At 43.1% G+C, this 4,713-nt stretch carries 2 protein-coding genes; both read right to left on the bottom strand.

All coding sequences use genetic code 11. The features are described from left to right. Window positions 1-120 precede the first annotated feature (120 nt). Complete coding sequence (locus AC33VI_RS23090) at window positions 121-3,318, bottom strand: hybrid sensor histidine kinase/response regulator (protein WP_491784607.1); 3,198 nt, start codon at window positions 3,316-3,318, stop codon at window positions 121-123. A gap of 52 nt (window positions 3,319-3,370) precedes the next feature. Next, window positions 3,371-4,713: methyl-accepting chemotaxis protein (locus AC33VI_RS23095; protein WP_491784608.1), on the bottom strand; the 1,343-nt coding region annotated here is incomplete at its 5' end.

Below are 4,713 nucleotides of genomic sequence, written 5' to 3' on the forward strand. Positions count from 1 at the left end.
CTTGGTATTGCAAAAATTTTCCTGGCGCAGCTGAATTAAGAGATCGTTTATCTCAGATAGAGAACGTTCGAGAAGGACATAAAATTTTAGATATCGCTCTAGCTAAGGTGGTAAAGGAAGTTAAACACTAGCAATTAAATTTGCCAAAGTATCTAACATTTCTTGTTCGTTGAACGGTTTGTGGAAATATGCCGATGCCCCTAACTTCATGGCTAGTTTGCGGTGCTTATCATTACTGCGAGAAGTCAGCATAGCAATGGGGATATGCTCTAAACTGGGTTCTGCTTTGACTTCTGTCAGTACTCCATAACCATCTAAGCGAGGCATTTCTACGTCACAAATCATGGCTTGCACCTGTAAACCTGCCATCAGTCGATCTACTGCATCTTGACCGTCTTTGGCTTCTTCTACTTGATAGCCATTACGTTCTAAGATTCCTGCTAGATAACGTCGGACGTTCACCGAATCATCGATAATTAGAACGGTAGAGTTTTCCAACTTGGAGGGGAAAACAAAGCTAGAAGAATTATTTTCTTCAGGGATTTCTGTCAGGGTAGAGAAAGAAGCACGCTGTTGCTTGGCAATACCTTTACTCAAGGCAACGGGTTCGATTAACGGAATAACTCGACCATCCCCCAGCACTGTAGAACCATTAAAACCAGAGAAAAGCGGGATAGAAGTTTTGACCGTTCTAATAGCTACTTCTTGCTCGTTCCAATATTTCTCTAGATAAATTCCTTGCAGTTGAGCATTATCTTCAAAAATCAAGACAGTTGGGGTAGCAATTTTAGGATTGCCTTCCATTTCAAAGGATTTATGAGGACGTTGAAATTTGAGATATTTATCCAAATGTAATAGAGGGATAGATCGATCGCCCCAAATCATTTGCTCTTTTCCTTCTTGTTCGAGAACTAGTTCCCGATCGTAACTGACAATCTCTTTGATACTGTTAACGGGTATGGCAAAAACTAGCCCCACAGCTTCCACAATTACAACTCTCAATACCAATAAAGATAGAGGAACAGAAATTGTGAAAGTAGTTCCTTTGCCTAATTCGGTTTGAACTTGAATATCACCGCGAATTTGTTCCAAATTAGAACGAACTACATCCATCCCGACACCACGCCCCGATAGTTCGGTAACTCGCTCGGCAGTACTAAATCCAGGTTCAAAAATAGCATCCAAAACATCAGCTTCGGAAATTTCATTGACCTGAGTTTGAGAAAATCCCAACTTCATCAAGCGATCGCGAATTTTGGCGGAATTAATACCACCTCCATCGTCAGTAATGGTGACGATGGTACGGTTACCTTGTTGTCTGGCACTAAGAACAATTGTACCCTCGGCTGATTTACCCGCCTGCAAACGAGTTTCTCGATCCTCTAAACCATGATCGAAAGCATTACGCAAAAGATGAGTAAGAGGATCGCCTAAAGATTCAAAAGCTTGGCGATCGATATAGGTGGTTTTACCTTCGATAACCAAGTTGGCTTGTTTATTATGTCGCGAAGATAAATCCCGAATTAGTCGCGGAAAACGGGCTACCAACTCGCCAAAAGGACGCATTTGCGATCGCGTCACGTTCTGTTGCAGATCTTGGGTGGTATAACTAAAGTTACGAATTACTTGACCCATTTCTCGAATACCCAGGTCAATATCTGCGGTTACCTCTTGTAATTGAACGATAGTTTCCATTTGCTCTTGAGATAAGAGGTGTAAATCGCTATAGCGATCCATTTCTAAAGCATCAAATTTTTCACTATCAGCATCCCCTGTAGAACTAGATACCGCTGACCAAGCTCCATTAACGGCAACTGCTTCCGATTGAGTTGCGGGAATCATCCCCTCCAAAGATGCCCAATCATAAAGCTTACGCAGTCGATTGCTCGACTGTTCCAGACGGCGCATTCTATCTCTAGTTAGGGTGACATAGTTTTGCAGTTGATTGAGACGCAAAATTGCAGCATTACGTTCTAAAATCAATTTACTAGAAAGGTTATTCAGATTTTCTAGTCTTTCTGCAGGGACTCGCACCATTCTGGTCGATTCTTTGGCTGATGGAGATGCAATCGCCACTTCTGGTGGGGCACTTTCTTCGACTGGAGATGGGATTGGAGCATCTGATTCAATCGGATCGACTTCTATTTCGCTAAAGGCGTTGTTAAGTTCCGATAGTTCTGCTGGATCGAGAGTTAATTCATCTAGATCGATCGCTGCGGCAGATGTTTCGGGAGTATCTATAGAATTAAATGCTTCGTTTAACTCGGATAATTCCCCCGAATCTGGGGCAAACTCGTCGAGATTTATTGCCTCGGCAGGGGATGGGTTTTCTCCAGCAAGGGCATCAAAATTATCGGGGGAAAGGAAAGCAGCATCTAGTTGGGATACCTCTTCTGCACTGGGAGTCAGTTCGTCTAAATCCATTCCTTCTGCTGGCAGATCGGAGGCTAATTCTTGAGCCGCAAAGTTTTGAATTTCGGTTAATTCTTCTGCATTTAATAAATCCCTAATGTTCGGGCTAGAGATATTTGGCGAACCAGTTGGGTTCGGACTAGCACCACTAATACTAGTGGGTAACTTATCAAGTCTACCAACCAATACTAGGGCATGGGATCGCTCCCAAAGTTTAAAAGCTTCTCTAGCCAATTCTCGAACATTTTCTAAAGATACTTGCTCTAGTTCTGCTAAAACAGACTGACAAAGACTGACAAATGCCTCGATCTGACTCATTTGACCGAATTCAGCCAGTTGTTCTGCTTGAATACCTAGCTCTTGTTTAAGATTGGCTGGCTCTAGTTCCTCTATTTGAGACTCAAAAGCGGTCAAGCAATCTTCTACACCACTTTGGAAAATCAAGCTGGAAACATCAACTTGTTCTTCTTCTGCTAGTAGAAGATCTTCATCCTCTTGTTTGAGATCTCCCAGCCTAGAGCGCAAACGCTCGAAAACAGGATCGCTATGATTGGCGAACCAAGTTTCATCTATTTCGACTTGTTCTCGGTGAAGATCTCTAGCTTCCCTGAGACAGTCAACCCCTTTTAAGAGCAAAGTCGTGATTTCGCGATCGACTAAACTGTCGTCTTTGCGTACTCGCAAAATTTTCAGAAAGTCTTCTAGACGATGAGCTATTTTACTCAAAGGTTCAAAACGCATCATGGCAGCACCACCTTTTAAAGAGTGAGCGGCACGCATGGCAGAGTCTAATAAACTTGGCTCTGCCCCTTGAGTATCCAAGTCCATTAAAAGGGATTCTAAACTATTAAAATAGTCCTCTGCTTCTTCTAAAAAGTCGAGTCTTACCTGAAAATCCGTATCCATTATTAGTGGTTGTTGGTTAGTGGTTAGTTTTTAGTTCTCAGCGATCGATGGTTTACACCGCTTCTGCTTCTTCGGCTTCGTTGACTTTAAATTGGGCTACTGATTCTTGTAGTTGTGTCAAAATACTTGTGGTATTTTCAATTGCTTGAGCCACCTGACTCGAAGACTCAGAACGTTCTTGAGAGCTTTTACTATTGAGCATCATGACTTCAGTAACAGCCTGAGAAGTTTGTGCCTGGGAGATCGTAGCTTCAGAAATAGATTTCATCAGCTTGTCAATTTCTTGAGACTTAGTTAATACCGCACTCAAACTAATTTTGGTTTGTTCTACCAAACGAGTACTATCGACCACCTGACTAGTACCTGTTTCCATAGCTGCCACAACTTCTTGGGTTTCCTGTTGAATCCCCGTAATCAGCAAGGCGATTTCTTTGGTGGCAGTGGCAGATTGTTCTGCTAGAGCACCCACTTGTTCCGCAACCGCCGTGAAACCTTGACCTAGTTCTCCCGCACGGGCAGCCTCTACCGAAGCGTTAATGGCGAGTAAGTTGGTTTTAAGAGCGATTTCATCAATTAGGGCAACTACCTGAGAAATTTGTTGTGCCGATTCCCCTAGACGTTTAATTTTCTTCGCCGTATCGCCAATGGTAGATCGCAAGCCTTGAATACTATCTACCGTGCGATCCATGACTGTATTTCCTTCTTGCGCGCTGACATAAGCATCGTTGGAGATCGTAGCAGTTTTTTCGGCGTTAGTTGCCACATCTTTAATTGAGGTAGACATCTGCTCTACGGATGATAGAGTTGCTTGAATTTGTTCTGCCTCTACTGCTGCTTGTTCGGCAATTTCCCTTACCGAACCTTGGTTTTCTTTTAGGGAAGAACCTACTTCCCCTGCAGAATCTTTTACTTGGAGGGCAATATCTCGCAAGTTTTCTACAATCGCGTTAAATAAATCGGCGATGATACCTACATCCCCTTCTGATAGGCTCGCGCGAACGGTAAGATCTCCTTCTGCTGCTGGCTCTAGGGCTTCCATCAACCCAACTACCGCTTGCTCTAGTTCTTCCCTTTGTTGCTTTTGTTCCGCAGCACTTTGTTCTAGAGACTTGTTGAGTTCGTTCAGAGATGCTTGGTTTTGTTTCTGTTGAATAATCGATTGTCTTTGAGAATAAACTGCATATCCTGCCAAGCCAAAAATAACCCCCAAAATACTCAACCACAACCATAAATAGTTGAGGATCAAATCTTCTAGGGTCAGTTGCTTCAATCCATCGTAGGGGGGTAAACCCAAGTTGATAAATAGTTCTTCAACGGGTTGATAGCTGAGGGGTACAGTCCAACCCCCAGCTTTGGCGGCTTTGGCAGCAGGACTGTCTACAGAAAGATCTAGTA

The sequence above is a fragment of the Waterburya sp. genome (assembly GCF_058530065.1).